The organism is Acidobacteriota bacterium (genome assembly GCA_016716715.1).
GTDB lineage: Bacteria > Acidobacteriota > Thermoanaerobaculia > UBA5066 > UBA5066 > Fen-183.
On record JADJVE010000007.1, the window covers coordinates 53,797 to 73,207 of the forward strand.

Genomic DNA, 19,411 nt, shown 5'->3' on the forward strand with positions numbered 1-19,411 from the left:
CGTCAGGCCCTGCCTTTTCCGAGGAGCCCCTTGGGCAGGAAGATCAGGACGAGGACGAAGATGATGAAGCCGAACGCGTCCTTGTAACCGAGCGAGACGTAGACGGAGCCGAGCGATTCGGCGAGGCCGAGGACGACGCCGCCGAGGACGGCGCCCGCGACGTTTCCGAGGCCGCCGAGGACTGTGATGATGAAGGCCTTCAGCGTGAAGGGCCCGCCGATCTGCGGAAAGAGGTAATAGACCGGAGCGAGAAGCGCTCCGGCCGCGCCCACGAGGGCGGAGCCGAGGCCGAACGTGATGTACGTGATCCGCTTGGTGTTGACGCCCATGAGAGACGCGGCGCGGGCGTCCTGCGCCGTCGCGCGGATCATCCGGCCGAGGTCCGTGTAGCCGAGGAACAGGAACAGGGCGCCCCCGAGGGCGAGCGCGATCGCGAACGCGACGAGCATCGGGAAGCTGAAGGAGAGCGAGATCGTCTGGCCGGCCATCTTGACGTCCCAGTAAATCGTCTTCGACGCGTAGGAAACGGGGACGGAGCGGTAGTCGGCGGTGAATGCGAGGAGCGCGAGGTTCGAGAGAACGAGGCCGATGCCGACCGTGAGGAGCACCTGGTTCTCCGGCAGGATCGACTCGGCCTCCATGACCGGCGCGATGAGCCATTTCTGGAGCATCGCCCCGAGGACGAAGAGGGCGGGGATGACGATGAGGAGCGAGACGTACGGGTCGATCTTCCCGATCGTGAACGCCCAGAACGTGATGTACATGCCGACCATCATCAGCTCGCCGTGCGCGAGGTTGATGATCTTCATGACCCCCATGATGAGAGACATCCCGAGCCCGATCAGGGCGTAGAGGCCCCCGAGCAGGATCCCCGAGATGAGGACCTGCGCGAGCAGCTCGATCTGACCGGCGACCTGTGGCGTCACGGCATCACTCCCGTCGGCGCCGCCGCGTTACTTGCGGTCGCGCCAGCGCGGCGCCGGATAGACGTACGGGGCGGAGGCGAGGGCCTTCGGCCACACCGTCTCGAACTTCTTCTTCTGCCACTGACCGACGAGCGTCTCCATCCTGTTCTGGTTCGTGAACTTGTCCCAGGCCTGGAACTTCACGGGGCCGAAGGCGGTCATCATGTCCGTCGCGGCCAGCGCGTCGCGCAGGTCGTCGCTGGACATGGACTTGGCCCGGGCGAGGACGTCGGCGAGGACGAAGGCCGTCGAGTAAGCCTCGGCGGCGTGATAGCTCGGCGCCTTCTTGTAGAGCTTCTGGAAGTTCGCGTCGAACGCCGCGGCGCCCGGGTACTTCACCTGGGGCGTCCAGAGCGAGGCGGACATGCAGAACTCGGTCGCGTCGCCGGCATTCTCGAGGAACTCCGGAAGCGTGTGGCCCGCCGCGCCGCCGATGAAGGCCTGGGCGTTGAGGTCGAGCTCCTTGGACTGCCGCATGAGGAGCGAGGCGTCCATGAGGTACGACACCATGTAGACGATGTCGGGGCGGAGCGACTTGACCTTCTGAAGAATGGGCTTGAAGTCGACGGCGCCGGCCTGATAGCCCTCGGCGAGGACGACCTGCATGCCGTGGGATTCGGCGTACTCCTTCATGGACTTCGAGGTCGAGGTCCCGAAGTCCGTGTTCTCGAAGAGGATTGCGACCGACTTGGGCTTGGCGACCTCCTCGAAGAAGGAGAAGACGCCCTTGGCGTAGAGGCCCGCGGGCGAGTTCAGGCGGAAAATGTACTTCCAGCCCTGCTGCGTGATCTTGTCCGCGGCGCCGGTGTCGACCAGGTAGGGGACCTTGTACTTCTCGGCGATGCCGGCGACGGCGTACGAGCACTGGCTCGTGTACTCGCCGACGACGATCGGATACTTGTTGATCGTGATGAACTTCTCGACGATCGCCGAGGCGGTGTCGGGTTTTCCGCCGGAGTCCTGGATGTCGAAGGCGAGCTTCGTTCCCTTCACGCCGCCCTTGGCGTTGATCTCGTCAGCCGCCATCTGGTAGGCCTGCTTCTTCATCTCGCCGAACTTGGCTTCGGCGCCGGTGAGGGGGAGAGGCACGCCGACGGTGAAGGTCTTGCCCTGCGCGAGGGCCGGGGACGCCGAGAACGCGGCAAACGCCGCGACGGCGAGCACTGAGAACATGCGCCGGTTGGTCATGTAAGGCCTCCTCTTGAGTTTTCGGGTTCCGAAGCGACACCGTTATGTCGAGATTCGTTCTCGAACGCGATGATTCGAATGAATCAGATTGCGGCCCAAAAGATGCGCCGGGGCACGGGCCCCGGCGCGGAGAGAGGCGTGGGCCCCGGCGAAGGGACCCGGCCCCGGGAATCAGTCGGCTTCGACGCGGGCGTCTCCGTAGGCCTTCGTGAGCTCGGCCTTGAGGATGTCCGGCTTCGGGCACTCGACGCGCATGATCAGCTCGCGCTTGCCGGCCGGGACCTTCGTGTTCGAGGCCAGGATCGACAGGATTTTGCCGCCCGCCGTCCGGCAAAGGTCGGCGACCTCGCGGATCGAGCCGGGCTTGTCGGGGATCAGGAGGTCCACCCGGAGCCGGCCCTTGCCGACGCCCGTGATCTCCACGAGGGCGCGGAAGACGTCGCCCTCGGTCAGGATCCCGACCATGTTGCCTTTCGCGTCGAGGACGGGAAGGCCCTCCACGCGCTTCTCCATCATGATCTGCGCGGCCCGCTCGATCGGGGTATCCGGCGTCACCGTGATCGGCTTCTTCGTCATGATGTCGCCGATCTTCAGCTTGTCGAGGACGTAGTGGAGCTCCCAGATGTCGAGCGTCGTCGCGCGCGAGGGGGAGACGTCCTTGAGGTCGCGGTCCGAGACGATGCCGACGAGCCTGCCGTCGCCGTTGACGACGGGGATCCGGCGGATCTTCTTCTCCTTCATCAGGTGGATCGCCGCCGACAGCGAATCCGTCGCCTTCAGCGTGATCACCTTGGCGGTCATCCATTTTTCGACGCGCATGCGGGGTCCTCCAGACGTGCGCCATTACGCTCCCCGGAGCGTGATCCCGGCGATAGTTCGTTTGAATCAGGCGCCGGCGGAGGGAGCGGCGAGGCCGAACCGCTTCTCGACTTCCTCGGCGGGCTCGGGGCGCGCGAAGAGGTAGCCCTGGACGTCCTCGCAGGCGAGGGCGGCCAGCAGGGCCGCCTGCTCCTCGGTCTCGACCCCTTCGGCGGTCACCGCGAGCCCGAGGTTCCGCGCGATGGACACGACCGTGGCGACGATCGCGTGATCCTTGTCGTCGGTCGTCATCCCGGCGACGAAGGACTGGTCGATCTTGAGGCGGCGGATCGGGAAATGCTTCAGGTAGTTCAGCGACGAGTGGCCCGTCCCGAAGTCGTCCATCGAGATCTGGATCCCGAGATCCGCGAGCTCGGACAGGACCCGCCCCGTGTGCGCGACGTCGTGCATCGCGATGGACTCCGTGATCTCGAGGTCGAGGACCGAGGGCTCGAGCCCGGACTCCCGGACGATCCGGCGCACGTTCGCCGCGAAGTCGCGCTGCTGGAACTGGCGCGGCGAGACGTTCACGGAGATGCGCATCGGCGGCACCCCGGCCGCCTGCCACGCCCTCAGCTGCTCGCACGCCCTCCGGAGGACCCATTCCCCCACGCGCGCGATCAGGCCGACGTCCTCGGCGAGCGGGATGAACTCGCGTGGCGACAGGATGCCCTTCTCGGGGTGCCGCCAGCGGACGAGGGCCTCGACGCCGACGATCGAGCGGTCGCGCAGCCGGAGGATCGGCTGGTAGTGAAGGACGAACTCGCCGCGCGGGAGCGCACGCCTCAGTCCCGACTCGAGCGCGGCCCGCTCCTGGGACTGCTCCTGCATCTTGCGTGTGAAGAACTGGAAGCTGTTGCGCCCCGTCTCCTTCGCGCGATACATCGCGGTGTCGACGTTGGTGACGAGCGTCTCGGCGTCGGGGCCGTCGCCCGGGTACATCCCGATGCCGATGGACGCCTCGATGAAGAGCTCGCGCTTCTGGACGAGAAACGGCTCGGCCAGGATGCCGAGAATCTTCCGCGCCATTCCGCCCGCGTCCGATTCCCGGGTGATTCCGTTGAGGAGAAGAAGGAACTCGTCGCCGCCGACGCGGGCCACCGTGTCGTCCTGCCGAATGCAGCGGCGGAGCCGGTCGGCGACCTTCACGAGAAGCTCGTCGCCGGCCGAGTGGCCGAGCGTGTCGTTCACGCGCTTGAAGTGGTCGAGGTCGAGGAACATGACGACGAGCGACTGCCGCCGGCGCTGCGCATGCAGGATCGCGAGCGAGAGCCGGTCGTTGAACAGAACCCGGTTCGGGAGGTCCGTGAGGGCGTCGTGGTTCGCCTGGTGCCAACGCTGCTGCTCGGCGCGCTTGCGGTCCGTGATGTCGATGAGGCTGCCGTCCATCACGGTGTCGCCACCCGGCTCGTCCATGAGGCTCTCGTTCGCGAGCACCCACACGGGGCTCCCGTCCCGGCGCCTGAGGCAGATCTCGAAGTTCACGAGGACGCGCTGCTGTTTGAGGCGCGAGACGAAGGACTCCCGGTCGCCGGGGTCCGAGTAGAGGTCGAGCGCCGTGATCTTGAGGACGTCCTCGCGGGACGGGTAGCCGAGGATGCGCGCGAAGGCCGAGTTGCAGTCGAGGATCTTCCCGTCGAGGGTCGTGCGATACAGGCCCGCGAGATTCCGTTCGAAGAGGAGGCGGTAGCGCCTTTCCGAGGCGGTCACCGCCGAGTCGCGCCGCTTGAGCACCCGCGCGACGAAGACGGACGCCGCCACGCCGAGCCCCACGAGGAGCAGCGTCATCGCCCCGACGGCGACGAGAAGGCGCGTCCGGAAGGCCCGGGACGCCTGCCCGAGCGTTCCGGAAAACGAGTCCTGGACGACGGCGCCCTGGTCGTTGAGGCGTTCGAGGCGAAGGTCGTACGCAGCGCGGGCCTCGGGAGTGAGCCGTCCGGCGACGACGTCCTGGTGGATGACGATGCCGAGCGCCTCGAGCTCGTCGACAACCGCGTCGCCGCGTTCCCAGATCTGGAGCGCCCGCTGGATGTGCTCCGTGTCCCGGAAGCGGCCGAGGATGGCCACCATGTCGTCCGCGTCCGCCGGGGAGTTCAAGCCCTCCAGGAACCCCTGGAGCGCAGCATGCGGATCCGGCATCGCGCCCGACATCGCCTGGCGCGCCTTCCGGTCCCCTCGGGGCACGGCGAGGCGGGCGTTGAAGCTGCGGTAGTAGGACTCGTCGCCCGTGTCGAGGTAGCGAGCGAGAAAATAGACGGCGTCCTTCTGCGCCTTCGACCAGGTTGACTGGCCTGAAACGAACGCCCGGATGCCCGAGAGAGCCGCCATGCCCGAAAGGCCCGTCGCGAGAATCGCCGCGATGATCGAGACGAAAAGGACGACGAGCAGCGCGACGAGGCGCGACGCCTGCGCCGGGGAGTCGCCCGGAACCAGCCCGGAGCGCGGTTCCGGACTCGCGGGAGACGTATCGCGGGGCACGCGCGATTATAGGGAGGGGGAGCCGGGAGCCTCGCCGACGTTGAGGCCCATCGTTCCGAACATGCGGTCCTCATACCGGGCCGACGAGAGCCCGGCCCGTTCCATGAGGTCCCGGACGCCGCGCTGCGCGGGATAGCGCTCGAGCGATTCGGGAATGTAGCGGTACGTGTCCGGGTCGCCGTGGAAGAGCCAGCCGACGACGGGCATGGCGCCCCTCAGAAACCCGCCGTAGAGCGATTGCGTCACGGGGTTCGCGGGCTTCCCGAAGTCGAGGACGACGACCCGGCCTCCCGGCGCGAGGACGCGCCGGACCTCGCGAAGGCACTCGAGAGGGTCCGCGACGTTCCGCAGGCCGTAGCCCATCGTGACGGCGTCGAAGCTCGCGTCGGAGAACGGCAGCCGCAGCGCGTCGCCCTGCGCGAACGCGGGCGCTCCGGCTGCGGCGGCTCTTCGCGCACGGGCGACGCCGAGCATCGGGAGCGTGAAGTCGAGCCCGAAAACGCGCGAGCCGGCGGCGGCGCCGGCTCCGGCGAGGAACGCGAGGTCGCCGGTGCCGCAGCAGAGGTCGAGGACGCGGACCGGCCCCGTGCGGCCGGCGAGCGCGAGATCGACGGTGTCGCGCTTCCAGAGACGGTGGAGGCCGAGGCTCATCACGTCGTTCAGGAGGTCGTACCGCCCGGCCAGCCGCGAGAACATGGCCCGCACCTTCGGGCCGCGCTCGGCGTCGTACGAGAGATACTTGTTCGCCACGGAGGGATTGTAGGTGGAGCGCTTTCTCGTCGACGGCCCCGCGCGCGCGCCGCTCACGCTCGTCCTCGCGCACGGCGCGGGGGCGCCGATGGACTCTCCGTTCATGAACGCGGTCGCGGCCGGCATCGCAAAGAACGGCTTTCGAGTCCTGCGATTCGAGTTCCCCTACATGCGCGCCCGGCGTGACGAAGGGCGGAAGAAGCCGCCGGACCGCGGACCGGTCCTCGAGCAGGCGTGGCGCGACGCGATCGGCGAGGCGGCCGGGAAGAAGGGGCCGGCCTCCGTCGCGATCGGAGGCAAGTCGATGGGCGGGCGGATCGCGAGCATGGTGGCCGACGAAGCGGGCGTGGCCGGTCTCGTCTGCCTCGGGTACCCGTTCCACCCGCCGGGACAGCCGGAAAAGCTCCGCGTCGCGCACCTCGAAGGGCTCGAAACCCCGACGCTGATCGTCCAGGGAGAACGCGACGCCTTCGGAACCAGGGACGAAGTCTCCCGCTATCCACTTTCAAAGAAGATCCGAATTCTCTTCCTCCCGGACGGAGACCACTCGTTCAAGCCGCGCGCGGCGTCCGGGCGGACCGAGAAGCAGAACCTGGACGAGGCGGTCGCCCTCGTCAGCGGATTTCTCGGGTCTCTCCGATCCGCATGACCCAGGCGCGGTCGTCGGCGTAGGCGTCGGCGCGGGCCGCGGCCCGGAAACGCACCGGCGGCTCGAACGGAGGCTCGTCCGTGAGGACGATCGTTCCCCAGTGCATCGCGACGAGCGTCGAGGCGCGGATGTCGCGGCCGGCGGCGACGGCTTCCTCCGGGTTCAGATGAACGGACTTCATGATCGACGCAGGCTCGTAAGCGCCGATCGGCAGGAGCGCGACGTCGAACGGACCGTATTCCGCTCCGATGTCGGCAAACACGGGGCCGTACCCCGTATCGCCCGCGAAGTAGAGGCGGAGGGACGGCGAGACGATCGACCACGAGGCCCAGAGCGTCGCGTTCCGGTCGAAAGGCGTGCGGCCCGAGAAATGGATGCTGGGGAGGGGGAGGCAGAGGAGAGAGACCGAAGAGGAAGATTTTCTTAGAAGGGTGCCCGAGCCCCATCCCAGCTCGCGGACATCCGAGTACCCCCGCGACGAGAAGAACGAACCGAGCCCCGAAGGCACGACGGCGGCGGCGCTCCATTGCCCCCCCTCTTCACCTTCAAAGAAATCTCTCTTACGGACCTCTCGTCGAGGTGGTCGTAGTGGTTGTGGGAGATCACGATCGCGTCGATTTCGGGGAGGTCGTCGATTGAAAGGCCGGGCGGGACGTAGCGCTTCGGGCCGAGGCCGGCGATCGGGCTCGCGTAGTCGGACAGAAACGGGTCCGTGAGGATCGTGAAGCCGCCTGTTCGGATGAGGAAGCACGCGTGGCCGAGCCACGTGAGGCTTTCGGGACCTGCGGCGGCCAGCATCGCCCTGGCCTCGCCGGCCGGGACGACTTGGCCCGCGGGCACCGCCGGCGGCCGGTCCAACGCGCGGCGGAGGAAGAACGGAACGAAGTCGGAGAGGCCGGCCGTCTGGCTCGGGCTGCCCTTGGGGTTCCGAAAACGCACGCGGCAGGATACCGGCCCGCCCGCGGGTTAGCATCACGTCCGTGCGTCGGGTTCTCGCGGCCGCTCTCCTCGCGGCGTCGTCCTTTTCCTCCGCCGCGCCGGAAGCGTTCGACGAGAAGGCCGCCGGCCGGTTCGCCGACCTTGCGCTCGCGTGCGTTCACGAAGGAGTACCCGAACAAGATCGCGCACACGATGATCGGCGACGAGGACGCGAAGCCTCCGCGCGTCCTGACGCCGGTCTTCTACGGCTGCTACGACTGGCACTCGGCCGTGCACGGCCACTGGCTTCTCGCGCGGCTCGCGCGAACGTTCCCGGCGGCCCCGTTCGCGCCGCGCGCGCGTGCGGCGCTCAAGGCGTCGTTCACGCCGGAGAAGGTCGCGGGCGAGGTCGCGTACCTCTCCGCTCCGGGCCGCGCGACGTTCGAGCGGCCCTACGGACTCGCGTGGCTCCTGCAGCTCTCGGCGGAGCTGCGCGGGTGGGACGACCCCGAGGCGAGAGCATGGGCGAAGACGCTCGAGCCTCTCGAGAGCGCGGCCGTGCGGCGCCTCGCCGACTGGATTCCGAAGCTCGCATACCCGATCCGCGAGGGCGAGCACGCGCAGACCGCGTTCGCGTTCGGGCTCGTCCTCGACTGGGCGCGCGCGTCGGGCGACGCGGCCATGGAACGCCTTCTCTCCGCCCGCGTCCGGGACCTCTACGCAAAGGACCGGGCCTGCCCGATCGGGTACGAGCCGTCGGGGCAGGACTTCCTCTCGCCCTGCCTCGCGGAAGCCGACCTCATGCGCCGGCTCCTCGCGCCGCCCGCGTTCGCCGGCTGGCTGCTCGCCTTCCTGCCGGGCATTCCGGGCGACGGCGGCGCCGCCTGGCTGCCGGTCGGGACCGTGACCGATCCGACCGACGGCAAGCTCGCCCACCTCGACGGCCTGAACCTCTCCCGCGCCTGGATGCTCGACGGGATCATGTCTGGGCTCCCGCCGAAGGACGGCCGCCTGCCGGCCCTGCGGGCCGCGCGCGAGGCCCACGCCGCGGCGGGCCTCGCCGCCGTGACCGGCGCGCACTACGAAGGCGGCCACTGGCTCGGGACGTTCGCCGCCTACTTCGCGACGCGGCGCGGGATCGCGGAGGCGGCGCCATGACCGCGGCGACGCTCGCGCTCCTCTTCGGCTCGGCCGTGGGAGCCGGGATCATGAACGCGCTCGCTGGCGGCGGGACGCTCCTCACCTTTCCGGCCCTCCTCCTCGCGGGCGTGCCTGCGATCCGCGCCAACGCGACGTCGACCGTCGCGCTCGTGCCCGGCGCCGCCGCGAGCCTCGCCGGATACCGCCGCGAGGTGGGCGCGCACTCGCGCTGGCTCACGACGCTCCTCATTCCGAGCCTCCTCGGAGGCGCGATCGGCTCCGTGCTCCTCCTCATGACCCCGGAGAAGATCTTCGAGCGTCTCGCCCCGTGGCTCGTTCTGTTCGCGACGCTCCTCTTCTTCTTCCAGATCCTGTGGGCGCGCCGCCGCCCCGAGGCGCACGCGCCGGAGCCGTCCTCGTGGGCGCTCGCGTCGGTCGCCCAGTTCTTCGCGGCGATCTACGGCGGGTACTTCGGAGCAGGAGTCGGGATCGTCATGCTCGTGATCCTCGGGGGGCTCGGCCTCACGGACATCCACGCGATGAACGGGCTCAAGAACTTCTTCGGGATCTGCATCAACAGCGTCGCGGCGCTGTACTTCATCGTCCGCGGCGCCGTGGACTGGCCGCTCGCCCTGCTCATGACGGCGGGAGCGATCCTCGGCGGGTTCGTCGGCGCGAACTTTGCACGCCGGATCGGCAAGGACAAGGCCCGCGTCGCGGTCGTCGCGATCGGGCTCGGGATCACGATCGTCCTCTTCCTTCAACGCCACTGAACGCCTGCCGGGGGCGGAAGCCCGGCGCCACGAAAGGAGACACACATGCCGGCACGCACTGCCAGCGCCGTCTGGACCGGAGACCTCAAGAGCGGAAAAGGCACGATGAAATTCGGGGGCGGCGCCTGGGAAGGCGCCTACTCGTTCCAGTCGCGCTTCGAGGAGGGCGCGGGCACGAACCCGGAAGAGCTCGCGGCCGCCGCCCACGCGGGCTGCTTCTCGATGGCCTTCTCGAACGAGCTTTCCAAGGCGGGCTTCGTCCCGACGCGCGTCGCGACGACCGCAAAGGTCCACCTCGAGAAGGGCGACGCGGGCTTCTCGATCACCCGCATCGACCTCGCCTGTGAGGCGCAGGTGCCCGGGATCGACGACGCGAAGTTCCAGGAAGTCGGGGCGGCGGCCAAGAAGGGCTGCCCGATCTCGAAACTCTTCACGGGGGCCCAGATCAACCTGGACGCGAAGCTCGTCTAGAAAGATTGAAGATTTCTTAGAAGGTGAAGAGGGGAGGGCGCCGAAACAGTCGGCGCCCTTTTCGCGTATTGGAGTCAAACCCGCAGGAAACAGGAGGCATCAATGATGAAACCGCGCCGCAGCATTCTTACTTTCAAAGAAATCGTTCTTCTTTGTCTTTCTCTCCTCGTTCTTCCGTCGGCGCTAGCCGACGACAAGGCCGCGGCGGCGGCGAAGCCCGCCGCCGCCATGAGCCAGGACGACATGATGAAAGCCTGGATGGCGTTCGCCACGCCGGGCGCGCCGCACAAGGCGCTCGAGATGACGGTCGGGTCGTGGGACGTGAAGACGAAGATGTGGATGGCGCCCGGAGCGCCGCCTCAGGAAACCGCCGGCACGTCGGAAAACAAGATGATCCTCGGCGGGCGTTACCTCGAGCAGCGCTACGAGGGCACGATGATGGGTCAGCCCTTCAGCGGGATCGGCGTCACCGGCTTCGACAACTACAAGAAGAAGTTCGTTTCCACGTGGATCGACTCGATGGGAACCGGGATCATGTCGATGGCCGGCACGGCCGACAAGACGGGGAAGGTCATCACGTCGTGGGGAACGATGGACGACCCCGCCGAAAAGCGGACCATGAAGGCCAAGACTGTCGTGACGATCGTCGATGCCGACCACCACACGTACGAGTCGTGGCACGCGCTGGCCGACGGGAAGATGACGAAGGACCTCGAGATCCACTACACCCGCAAGAAGTAGGTCAGAGACTCCGGAGGGCCTCGAGCGCGGGCTCGAGCGCCTGGCGGCGCCTGAAGAAGTCGGCCCACGGGTCGCGCTTCTTCAGGCGCGCCGCGAAGTTCCCGAGCGTGAAGTCCTCGGCCCGCAGCGACGGCACGACCTCGCCCCACGAGAGCGGCGTCGAAACCGGAGCGTGCGGGCGCCGTCGTACCGAGTAGGGCGACACCACGGTCTGCCCGAACGCGTTCCGGAAGGAATCGAGGAAGACGCGCCCTTTTCTCGCCGCGATCCGCATCTCCATCGTGAGGTCCTTCGGCCAGGCTGCCGCGAGGCGCGTTCCGAGCGTCTTCGCGAACCAGGTGACGGCCTCGGTGTCCGGTCCGCGGACGATCGGCACGAAGACGTGGAGCCCCTTTCCGCCGGAAGTCTTCACGTACGAAACGAGCTCGAGGGCGTCGAGCGCCTGCTTCACCTTGAGAGCCGCGCCCACGGCATCGGTGATGAGGCCCGAGTCCGGGTCGAGGTCGAAGCAGACCCAGTCGGGCTTGTCGAGCTCGTCGGCGCGGCTGCCCCAGACGTGGGTGGCGATGCAGCCGAGGTTCGCGAGCGCGAGCTGCGTCTCCAGCTTCCCGCCCACGACCGTGTTCGTCACCTTGCGGTCCTTGCCGTGGCGCACGACGACGGTCGGCGTGCCGGGGGGCATGCTGCCGGGCTTTTCCTTCTGGTAGAAGCATTCGCCCGAAAGGCCGTCCGGGCAGCGCTCGAGCGAGAGCGGCCGCTCGTCGACCCACGGGCGAAGCTTGTCGAAGACGCCCGCGTAGAAGGCGACGAGGTCGCCCTTCGTCCAGCCCTCTTCGGGCCAGAAGACCTTGTCCGGGTTGGAGACGGGGACGGGGAACGAAGAAGAAGATTTCTTTGAAGGTGAAGAAGGGCGGGCCACTGCGGATGTGCGCGGCCGGGAGTGCCATACCGCGGGGGCGTCCTTTTGCTTTCGCTGGAGGAGCTTCGGGTTCTTCAGGAGCTTCTCGACCTCGGCGACGGGGTCGCCCGTCGAGGCCTTCTCGACGTCGCCTCCCTCGTCGATGGCGATCTGGGTCAGGAGCCGGTTCGAGACGACCGAGCGCGGGCGCGTCTCGGCGACGTCCTCGTCCGAGGCGAAGTCGTCACGGTGCTTGATCAGGAGCCAGGACGGCTTCGAAGAGCCGCCCCAGCCCTTCGTCCGGACGAGGACCCAGGAGCCCTTCAGCTTCTCGCCGTGCAGCGTGAACTTCAGGTCTCCCTTCTTGAGCGCCGCGTCCACGTCGGGCGACTCCGGCGTCCACGTGCCGCGGTCCCAGACCATCACCGTTCCGCCGCCGTACTCCGCGGCCGGGATGATTCCCTCGAACGCCGCGTACTCGAGCGGGTGGTCCTCGACGTGAGACGCCATCCGCTTGACGGCGGGATCGAGGGCCGGGCCCTTCGGGATCGCCCACGAGAGGAGGACGCCGTTCCATTCCAGCCGGAAGTCGTAGTGGAGGGCGGTCGCCCTGTGCTTCTGGACGACGTAGGCGAGGCCCTTGCCACTCTTTCTCGGCGCTCTCGCGCCGGCAGGCTCGGGCGTGACGTCGAAGCGGCGCTTCTTCCGGTATTCCTCGAGGGGCATCGAGGGGACGATACGGGGAACCCGTGCGGACCGCCAGGTTCGCTGCTTCTGCGTGCTAGGATCGTGCGTTCTCAGGACGGTCGCGGCTCCGTGACGAGGCTTGCTCGGGAGCCAATGGAGGAGGTCGACGGCGGGCGATGGACGACACCCAGCAGCCTGTCGACCCGGACGTAAAGGAAGCCCTCCTCGAGCTTCAGCGTTACCTGTCCGACAGCCTCGCGCCGCTCATGGTGGCCGAGTCGATCAACCTGCTCCTTGACCACCCCGCCACGCTCACCGCGACCGAGGTGCAGGCCTGGACGATCGCGCAGTTCCGCGGCCGCAGCCAGAACGTCGCGATTTCCGATTACCTCTACCACGCCGTCGAGAAGCTTCACGCGATGGGCCAGTTCGACCTTGTCCCGCGCGATCCGCTGCGCCGGTACCTTCAGGACCTCTCCCAGCAGCTTCTCGTGTTCTGCCCTCCGGCCGACCGGGACCTGCTCCGGCAGAACCTGGGCCGGCTCGGCCAGGCGGAGAGCGTCCTCTCGGCGCCGGTCGAAATGCTGCGCCGGCAGGGAACGACAACGGGAGCTCCCACCGTCACACGCCCGGTATCGGGCGAGCACGGCGTTGCGCTGACCGCCAACACCGTTTCCGACCTCCGGCACCTCTCGATGCTGCTCGAGCGCCTCGGCCCCCTCGATGCGCTGCCTCCGGCCGGAAACTACGGCGCCGCCGGCAGGGGAGAGGCGGGCCCCTTCGGAGCCGCAGCCGGCGCCGCCGCAGCGCCGGCCCCGGCGGGCACGTCGCCCCCGGCCGCTCCGTTCGGCGCGATGGTCCAGTCCCCGCGCGAGGCTCTGGTCTCCCAGATCCTCGCCGTGGCCGCGATGGCGGCGCGCTCGGACGGAGAGCTGGGCCAGGCCCTCGAGCGCCTCCGCGCCGCCGGAGTGGACGTTCCGTCCGGCGACGTCATCCGGACTCTCGGGCGCTCGATCCCGCCGTGGCCGCTGTCCCTGCCGTCCGAGCCCGTCGAGGAGGCCCTGGCGTCCGCCCGCGCGTCCGCCACGCAAGCCATTCGCCGCGTCGTCACCCTCCCCAAGGACCAGGAGGAAGTTGGAAAGCGCTTCCACGAGATGGTGGCGGCGGCGGTCGAGCAGCTGAACCAGGGCTCGCTGACGCGGGCCTCGCGGATGTTCGACGTCGCCGAGAAGCTCATCGTCGAGAACAAGGTCAGCCCGCTCTCGCTCGAGACCACGCGGAAGAAGGCGCAGGATTCGGTGGACCTCGAGCGTGTTCGCAGCCTCGGCGAGGACGCGCGGAACCAGCAGCCTCTCGCGCGCATCCTCTCGTTCTTCCCGGGGTTTTCGGTCGGCACGCTCATCCAGGAGCTGCATGTCGAGGAGAAACGGGAACGGCGCCGCCTCCTCCTCTCCCTCCTCGAGATCTACGGACCCGAGGCGCGCGCGGCCGCGCTCGAAGTCCTCCGCCAGCTTGCCGCCGTCGGCACCCCCGAGCAGGACTGGCACTTCAAGCGGAACCTCCTCTACCTCCTCCGCAAGACGCCGCGGCCGGCGGATCAGACGCCGGACGCCGAGATGGACGCCGTCATCCCGTTCGCCGACCCTTCGCTCCCGCCGCCCATCGTCAAGGAGGCGATCGCGGGCCTCGCGGCCATCAAGCACGAGCGTTCCGAGGCGGTGCTCGTCACCCTCGTGCAGGGCCTCGAGACGATGCTCGCGAAGAAGGGCGACGCCCCGTTCGACGAGGCCGAGCTCCAGCCGCTCCTCGACCGCGCGGTCGCGGCGCTCGCGCGATTCGGAAGCCCGACGGCGCGGCGCGTCGTCGTCGAGCACGGGCTGAAGAGGAAGAGCGGTCTCGGCGACGTCGGCGCCCGGCTGGCTGAGCTCGCGACCCAGGACCTCACGGACGACCCGGAGCTCGTGAGCCTCCTCCTCAAGAGCGCGCGGGCCGAGATGCCCTTCAAGGTCTTCGGCCTCACGCTGAAGAAGCGCGAGGACCGGCTGTCCCCGATCGTGGAGGCGCTGTCCGGCACCCCCGCGCCGGGCGTCCGGAAAGTGTTCGAGGAGATCGTCGAGAAGCACGCCGACACGCCCGCCGCCCGGGCCGCTTCGCGTGCTCTCGCCGCCTTCGACGCGCCGAAAGCGGCCGAGGAGGGGCAGGCGAGTCTCATGGGCGACCTCGCGATCTTCGAGCTGCCCGCGCTGCTTCAGAGCCTCGCGTCCACTGAGGTGACGGGCGCGCTGTCGCTGCGCGACGTCGGCGGCGGAGTGGTCGGCAAATTCCTGCTCGAGAGCGGGAAGATCCGGTCCGCCGAGGCATTCGGCCTCAAGGGCGACGACGCCTGCTTCCAGCTCTTCGAACGCCCCACCGGCGGCACGTTTTCGTTCGTGCGCCAGCCGGCGCTGCCGCCTCTCCGCGAGGGCGAGAGCCTGCGCGAGGTCGTGTCGATCCTTCTCGAGGGCATGCGGCGTTACGACGACTTCCAGCGCTTCTCGGCGCTCGTTCCCGACGACCTCGTGCTCGCGCCGACGGGGACGAAGCCGTCGACGGAGCCGGAAGAGGCGGACGGCGCGCTCCAGAAAGCGGTGTGGACGAAGGCGTCCGGCGGGGCGACCCCGAAAGCAATCGAGTCGGCGGTGGCCGCCGACTCGTACCGGATCCGGAGATTGCTGGTCAGGTGGGTGGAAGAGGGGAGCCTGAAGGCCGCCTAGCCTTCCTTCTCTTCGTACTGCTCCTTGAGCGACTTGACGACCGTGGGATCTGCGAGCGTCGTCGTGTCGCCGAGGACGCGGCCCTCCGCGACGTCGCGCAGGAGGCGCCGCATGATCTTGCCGGAGCGCGTCTTCGGGAGGTCGACCGTGAAGAACAGCTTGTCCGGGCGCGCGATGGGCCCGATCTTCTTGACGACGTGGGCCTTGATCTCCTGCTGGAGGGCGGACTTCGTGTCGGCGGCTTCCTGCGTGCGCCCTTTCTCCTTGAGGATGACGAAGGCCGCGATGCCCGTGCCCTTCATCTCGTCCGTGATGCCGACGACCGCGGCCTCGGCGACGGCCGGGTGGTCGACGAGAGCGGATTCGACCTCCATCGTGCCGATCCGGTGCCCGGCGACGTTCATGACGTCGTCGACGCGCCCCATGAGCCAGAAGTAGCCGTCCTTGTCGCGGCGGGCGCCGTCGCCCGTGAAGTAGATGCTCTTGTCCCACTTCGAGAAGTACGTCTTGACGTACCGGTCGTCGTCGCCCCAGAGCGTGCGGAGCATCGAGGGCCAGGGCTTCGTGAGCGCGAGGTAGCCGCCGCCGACCTTGATCTCGTTGCCGAGCTCGTCGAGGATCTTCGGCTCGATCCCCGGGAACGCCACGGTTGCCGAGCCGGGTTTCGTCTTCGTGAGGCCGGGAAGAGGGGTGATGAGGATGCAGCCGGTCTCGGTCTGCCACCACGTGTCGACGATGGGGCAGCGCCCTTTTCCGATCGTCTTCTGGTACCAGATCCACGCCTCGGGATTGATCGGCTCGCCGACGGTGCCGAGCAGCCGGAGGGAAGACAGGTCGTGCTTGTCCGGGAACTCCGTGCCCCACTTCATGAACGTGCGGATCGCCGTCGGGGCCGTGTAGAGGATCGTGACCCCGTGGCGCTCGATGATGTCCCAGAAACGGTCGCGACCCGGCGTGTCGGGCGCGCCCTCGTACATGAGGCACGTGGCGCCGTTCGCAAGCGGGCCGTAGACGACGTACGAGTGGCCGGTGACCCAGCCGATGTCGGCCGTGCACCAGAAGATGTCGTCTTCCTTGAGGTCGAAGACGAGCTTCGAGGTCGCGAGCGTGCCGGTCATGTAGCCGCCGGTGGTGTGGACGATGCCCTTCGGCTTGCCGGTCGTGCCGGAGGTGTAGAGGATGTAGAGAACGTCCTCCGCGTCCATGGACTCGGGCTTGCACCACACGGGGGCGTCGGCCATGAGGCGGTGCCACCAGTGATCGCGGCCTTCCTTGACGTCGATGGCCGTGTGCGTCCGCATGACGAGCACGACGTTCTCGATCGTGGGCGTGTCCTCGAGGGCCTCGTCCGCGATCTTCTTGAGCGGGACGACGTTTCCGCGGCGCCATCCGCCGTCGGCCGTGATGAGGAGCTTGGCGCCCTGGTCGTTGATGCGGTCGCGGAGAGCCTCGGCGGAGAAGCCGCCGAAGACGACGGAGTGGATCGCGCCGATGCGGGCGCAGGCGAGCATGGCGATCGGGAGCTCCGGGACCATTCCGAGGTAGATCGTCACGCGGTCGCCGCGCCGGATCCCGAACTTTCGGAGCACGTTCGCGAACTTGTTCACCTCGATGTAGAGCTCGCGGTACGTGAGCGTCCTGCGGTCGCCCGGCTCTCCCTCCCACACGATGGCCGCCTTCGTGCGGCGGAACCCGTCGATGTGGCGGTCCAGGCAGTTCACGGAGGCGTTGAGCTTGCCGCCGAGGAACCACTTCGCGTGCGGCGGCTTCCACTCGAGCACCTTCTTCCACGGCTTGTCCCACTTGAGCTGCTTCGCCCACTCGGCCCAGTACGCCTCCGGGTTCTTCGCCCCCTTGGCGTAGAGCGCGGACGACTTCGCGTTCGCCTTGGCGGCGAAGGCTTTCGGCGGCGCGAAGGTGCGCTTCTCGCTCAGGAGGACGTCGATCGTGGCGGGGGCGGCGGATGCGGCAGGGGCCGGCGACGCCTTCTTCTTGGCGGGCTGCTTCCGGGCCATGGCGTGTGCTCCTTCTGATCTTCTTTCGCGGAGTGGCGGCCAGCCGGGCTCACGCGGGACGGGGAGACCCCCGCCCCGCGGAGCCTCGCGGGATCAGTAGTAGAAGAGCTGGACCTGGACGGTGTACTGGTTCGTCGTGGCGGTCTTCGGGTCGTTCGGGAGCTGCTTGCGCGTCCAGCCGCCCTTGAGGTTGAAATTCGCGCCGTACGGATACCAGCCGAGGCCGAGCTGGAGGAAGTTCTTGTTCAGCGAGTCGCAGCCGGCGGCAGGGCAGCCCGCGGTGCCGTTCTTGTAGTTCTGGGTCTCGTAGCGGGCGAAGGGCATGAGCTTGATGTCGCCGCCGGTGTAGAAGCCGGCCTCGGTGAAGAGGACGTCCTGCTTGAAGAGCGCGGTCGTCGGGAACGTCACGCCGCCGTCGTAGTGAATGTAGTCGACCTGCGCCGTGATTCCGCCCTTACCGATGGGATAGTCGAAGAAGACGTCTCCCGCGTACGCCGAGTAGTCGCCCTGCGTGTCGTAGCTGGCGCCGAATGCGAGGACCTTCTTCTTGCCGAGGTACGTGCCCGGGTAGAACTGGGCCTTCTCGACGTCGAACACGTTGTACATGACCCGGCCCGTGAACCGGAACGAGTTCTTCACGCCGGGGGCTCGGAAGCCGGAATAAACACCCGCGCGGTACTCGAGGTGGTCGCCCGCGAGGTAGCCCATCGCTTGAAAGCCCGTGTCGCGGCCGACGGAGGACTGCGTCGAGGCGCTCTCCTGGAAGGACCACGTTCCGTAGTCCATCGAGACGAGGTTCACGGCGCTGGAGTTGCAGTTGCGGCAGAGTGGAATGAGGATGAGACCGCCCTGGAGGCTCAGCGCGTTGTCGATCTTCCAGCTGAGGAAGGCGTCCTGGACGATGAAGCCGGTGCCGGGGGCCTTGGTGCCGGTCGTGCTTCCGACGGCCTGCGTGGACTTCCCGAGGTTCGGGTTGTCCGTCATGAAGAAGAACGTGACGTCCTTCGCCACCTGGCCTCCGAGGAAGAACCGCGCTCGACGCAGGAAGAGATTCTGCTGAAAGCCGGCCTGGCCGCCCGTGGCGTCCGACTGGCCGTTCCAGTCCGCCCATCCCTGCAGCAGGATGCCGAGGCGGAAGTTCACGTTGTCGTTGACCTTGATGATCGCCTGGGCGCTGGCGAGACCGGGCAGGAGCGCCACGACCACGGCCAGGGCGACGAGAGCCACGCGAGCGGAAAGGATCCTTGAACGCACACCTTCCTCCTTACACGTCAGCACGCCGAAAGAGCGGCACGAACGGAAGCGCATCAATGTGAAAACGATAAACACCCAGTGGATTCCGCGTCAACTGGAATCTCTGTCGAGACGTTATCTCTTTTGGGCGCTCCGGGGCGCCGTCTCGCGTTAACGCCGGCCCCCCGGAAGGACCCGGGGCCGCACGACGGCGAGCAGGATCCCTGCGAGATTGGACAGGACGGTCAGGGCGAGAGCGATGAGGAGGAGGACCATGGCCCTCGAGGGCAGCTCCTCGAAGCCGGCGGCGGGCGGCAGACGCGACCGAAGGGCGAAAAGCGGCATGAGCAGGAATGCCGCCGCGGCCGGAACCGTGAGAAGGAGAGCCGCGAGGATGCGCCCGAGGCGGGGCAGGACTCCGGGCGCGCTCCCGCTCACCCTCTCGATCCGGATCCAGAACGCCACGAACCCGGCGAGGGCGACGAGAAGGGTGGGTGGAAACACCCAGGCCGGGATGTAATGAAACGCCGCGGCGGCGTAGAGGCCGCCGAAGAGCAGGATGCCGATCAGGTTCGTCCCGAGGAGGTTGAGCATGCTCAGGCGAGGCCCGACCCGATCAGGATCATGAGGGTGCGGGAGAGGAGCCAGACGCAAATGAGGAGCCCCAGCGTGACGCCTCGAACGCGGGTCTCAGGCGTGCCCGGGGCGAGGAAGGACCGCGCGGGCACCGTGAGCGGGTGGGTCATGATCGTCAGAAAGGCGAGGAGCTTGCTCTCCGGGTTCCGGATGAGCTTCGCGACGAGCATGTGGAGCGCGAGATAGATCGTCGCCATGAAGGCGAGGAACCACACGAGGTAAACGACGCGGAAGGCGACCTCTCGCATCGGCGGAGTC

The 19,411-nt window shown here is 68.0% G+C and carries 17 protein-coding genes and 1 pseudogene; 6 read left to right on the forward strand and 12 right to left on the reverse strand.

What is annotated here, in order from left to right; all coding sequences use genetic code 11:
* Positions 1-2 precede the first annotated feature (2 nt).
* The 5 genes from IPL89_12450 to ubiE all read right to left on the reverse strand — a co-directional run bounded on the left by IPL89_12450 (position 3) and on the right by ubiE (position 6,239).
* A complete protein-coding gene (locus IPL89_12450) occupies positions 3-902 on the reverse strand; it encodes a branched-chain amino acid ABC transporter permease (GenBank protein MBK9063987.1) in 900 nt (299 codons plus the stop codon).
* A 51-nt stretch (positions 903-953) separates the two neighbouring features.
* Complete coding sequence (locus tag IPL89_12455) at positions 954-2,153, reverse strand: ABC transporter substrate-binding protein (GenBank protein ID MBK9063988.1); 1,200 nt, start codon at positions 2,151-2,153, stop codon at positions 954-956.
* 171 nt (positions 2,154-2,324) lie between these two features.
* Complete coding sequence (locus IPL89_12460; protein MBK9063989.1) at positions 2,325-2,972, reverse strand: CBS domain-containing protein; 648 nt, start codon at positions 2,970-2,972, stop codon at positions 2,325-2,327.
* A 66-nt stretch (positions 2,973-3,038) separates the two neighbouring features.
* Positions 3,039-5,489, reverse strand: a complete 2,451-nt coding sequence (locus IPL89_12465; protein ID MBK9063990.1) for an EAL domain-containing protein — start codon at positions 5,487-5,489, stop codon at positions 3,039-3,041.
* A gap of 6 nt (positions 5,490-5,495) precedes the next feature.
* On the reverse strand, positions 5,496-6,239 hold the full coding sequence (gene ubiE / locus IPL89_12470; GenBank protein ID MBK9063991.1) for a bifunctional demethylmenaquinone methyltransferase/2-methoxy-6-polyprenyl-1,4-benzoquinol methylase UbiE: 744 nt from the start codon (positions 6,237-6,239) through the stop codon (positions 5,496-5,498).
* Positions 6,240-6,252: 13 nt separating this feature from the next.
* Between ubiE and IPL89_12475 the strand changes: the two genes are divergently transcribed.
* Complete coding sequence (locus IPL89_12475; GenBank protein ID MBK9063992.1) at positions 6,253-6,888, forward strand: alpha/beta fold hydrolase; 636 nt, start codon at positions 6,253-6,255, stop codon at positions 6,886-6,888.
* Here IPL89_12475 and IPL89_12480 read toward each other — a convergent pair.
* Together IPL89_12480 and IPL89_12485 are read right to left on the reverse strand one after the other, a co-directional pair.
* On the reverse strand, positions 6,854-7,396 hold the full coding sequence (locus IPL89_12480) for a hypothetical protein (GenBank protein MBK9063993.1): 543 nt from the start codon (positions 7,394-7,396) through the stop codon (positions 6,854-6,856). The genes IPL89_12475 and IPL89_12480 overlap by 35 nt on opposite strands.
* Positions 7,312-7,827 (reverse strand): MBL fold metallo-hydrolase, encoded by a 516-nt coding sequence (locus IPL89_12485; protein MBK9063994.1) that lies wholly within the window; start codon positions 7,825-7,827, stop codon positions 7,312-7,314. The genes IPL89_12480 and IPL89_12485 overlap by 85 nt, the downstream gene beginning before the upstream one ends.
* A gap of 41 nt (positions 7,828-7,868) precedes the next feature.
* Here IPL89_12485 and IPL89_12490 point away from each other — a divergent pair.
* The 4 genes and pseudogenes from IPL89_12490 (at position 7,869) to IPL89_12505 (ending at position 10,931) form a co-directional block, all read left to right on the forward strand.
* Positions 7,869-8,964: pseudogene (locus tag IPL89_12490) on the forward strand (DUF2891 domain-containing protein).
* Entirely contained in the window at positions 8,961-9,719 is a 759-nt protein-coding gene (locus IPL89_12495) for a sulfite exporter TauE/SafE family protein (protein ID MBK9063995.1), read from the forward strand. The pseudogene IPL89_12490 and the gene IPL89_12495 overlap by 4 nt, the downstream one beginning before the upstream one ends.
* Positions 9,720-9,764: 45 nt before the next feature.
* On the forward strand, positions 9,765-10,190 hold the full coding sequence (locus IPL89_12500; protein MBK9063996.1) for an OsmC family protein: 426 nt from the start codon (positions 9,765-9,767) through the stop codon (positions 10,188-10,190).
* A gap of 102 nt (positions 10,191-10,292) precedes the next feature.
* Entirely contained in the window at positions 10,293-10,931 is a 639-nt protein-coding gene (locus tag IPL89_12505; GenBank protein ID MBK9063997.1) for a DUF1579 domain-containing protein, read from the forward strand.
* Position 10,932: 1 nt separating this feature from the next.
* Here the strand turns inward: IPL89_12505 and ligD are convergent, their stop codons facing one another.
* Positions 10,933-12,555: a non-homologous end-joining DNA ligase gene (gene ligD / locus IPL89_12510; protein MBK9063998.1), complete on the reverse strand. Its 1,623-nt coding sequence runs from the start codon at positions 12,553-12,555 to the stop codon at positions 10,933-10,935.
* A gap of 137 nt (positions 12,556-12,692) precedes the next feature.
* Between ligD and IPL89_12515 the strand changes: the two genes are divergently transcribed.
* Complete coding sequence (locus IPL89_12515; protein MBK9063999.1) at positions 12,693-15,269, forward strand: DUF4388 domain-containing protein; 2,577 nt, start codon at positions 12,693-12,695, stop codon at positions 15,267-15,269.
* Here IPL89_12515 and acs read toward each other — a convergent pair.
* From acs to IPL89_12535, 4 genes are all read right to left on the reverse strand, one after another.
* Positions 15,266-17,284 carry an acetate--CoA ligase gene (acs, locus tag IPL89_12520; protein ID MBK9064000.1) on the reverse strand — a complete coding sequence of 673 codons (2,019 nt, stop codon included), beginning with the start codon at positions 17,282-17,284 and terminating at the stop codon, positions 15,266-15,268. The genes IPL89_12515 and acs overlap by 4 nt on opposite strands.
* 93 nt (positions 17,285-17,377) lie before the next feature.
* The gene (locus tag IPL89_12525; protein ID MBK9064001.1) at positions 17,378-18,511 is read right to left on the reverse strand and encodes a hypothetical protein; all 1,134 of its coding nucleotides are present in this window, start codon (positions 18,509-18,511) and stop codon (positions 17,378-17,380) included.
* Positions 18,512-18,688: 177 nt separating this feature from the next.
* The gene (locus IPL89_12530) at positions 18,689-19,111 is read right to left on the reverse strand and encodes a hypothetical protein (protein ID MBK9064002.1); all 423 of its coding nucleotides are present in this window, start codon (positions 19,109-19,111) and stop codon (positions 18,689-18,691) included.
* A 2-nt stretch (positions 19,112-19,113) separates the two neighbouring features.
* Positions 19,114-19,401 carry a hypothetical protein gene (locus IPL89_12535; GenBank protein ID MBK9064003.1) on the reverse strand — a complete coding sequence of 96 codons (288 nt, stop codon included), beginning with the start codon at positions 19,399-19,401 and terminating at the stop codon, positions 19,114-19,116.
* Positions 19,402-19,411 lie beyond the last annotated feature (10 nt).